Consider the following 1,350-nt stretch of genomic DNA (forward strand, 5'->3'; position numbering starts at 1 on the left):
GAGGAGTTCCTCGACGTCTCGGTACGACAGGGCGTAGCGCAGGTACCAGCGCACTGCCAGCACGATCACCTCGGGTGGGAACCGGAAGCCGGTGAACTCCGAGGCGGGGACCGGTGGACGGACGGGACGTCGACGCATTACTCGATCATGTCTGGTCAGACGTCGAGACGGCGGACCTCAGCAACGCAACAGACAGTGAGGATGTACGTGAACCCCGCGCCGGTCGGCCTGACCCAGCAACAGACTGACTGCGGGTCCTGAACGGGATCTGTCGGCCGTGCCGGCGCGGGGTTCGTGTGCACTCACCGGACGGGCGGGTGACCTCATAGGAGCCTGGCCAGAGGCCCCGTCACTGTCTTGTCCGTCGCCCGGCTGGTGCGTGCCGCCCCTGTCGGTCGAGGTGATGGTGAAGGGACGGCTGGCGTCCACGATGGCACAGCAGGCGGCTGAGGTCACGGGTGGTGTGGACACCCACAAGGACAGTCACACGGCGGCGGCGGTCGACAGCGCCGGGCGGCCGCTCGGCGTGGAACACTTCCCCACGACCGCGGCGGGCTACGGCCAGCTGCTCGACTGGCTACGGAGCTTCGGTGTCCTGGTGAAGGTCGGAGTCGAGGGGACCGGCGCGTACGGTGCCGGGCTGGCCCGGCATCTGGCCGCGGCCGGCGTTGAGGTCGTCGAGATCGACCGGCCGGACCGCAAGACCCTGCGCTGGCAGGGCAAGTCCGAGCCGGTCGACGCCGAGGCCGCGGCCCGCGCGACGCTGGCGGGCCGGCGGACGGGGAAACCGAAGGACCGCGCCGGCCGGGTCGAGGCGCTGCGCGCCCTGCGGGCGGCCCGTCGTGGCGCGGTCGACAACCGCGCCGACGCACAGCGCCAGATGAAGGCACTGGTCGTGACCGCGCCAGAGCAGGTGCGTGCCGAGCTGTCCGGCCTGACGGCCGCGCGGCTGGTCGAGGTCTGCGCCGACGCCGACGTCCCGGCCGCGCAGGCCGGCGACCCCGCGGTTGCGGTTCGGCTCGCGCTGCGCAGCCTCGCGCGCCGCCATCAGCAGTTGTCCGTCGAGATCCGCGAACTCGACAAGATCATAAACTGGCTCGTCGTCACGATCAGCCCGAAGCTGCTCGAGGTCAACGGTGTCGGCCCAGACACAGCCGGCCAGCTGCTCGTCACCATTGGCGCCAACCCAGGCCGGATGCGCTCCGAGGCCGCGTTCGTGATGCTCTGCGGCGTTGCCCCGCTGCCGGCGTCCTCGGGTCGGACCCATCGCTACCGGCTCAACCGGGGCGGTGACCGCCAGGCGAACGCCGCGCTCTACCGGGTCGTGCTCTCCCGGCTGCGCTGGGATGC

The 1,350-nt window shown here is 71.3% G+C and carries 1 protein-coding gene and 1 pseudogene; one reads left to right on the forward strand and one right to left on the reverse strand.

Translation table 11 applies throughout. The features are described from left to right. Positions 1-138, reverse strand: a pseudogene (locus AC5LUJ_RS23415) (IS6 family transposase); the annotation flags it as partial. A gap of 241 nt (positions 139-379) precedes the next feature. Here AC5LUJ_RS23415 and AC5LUJ_RS23420 point away from each other — a divergent pair. After that, positions 380-1,350: IS110 family RNA-guided transposase (locus AC5LUJ_RS23420; protein ID WP_493465792.1), on the forward strand; the 971-nt coding region annotated here is incomplete at its 3' end.

It is taken from the genome of Protofrankia sp. CiP1_Cm_nod3 (assembly GCF_982290655.1).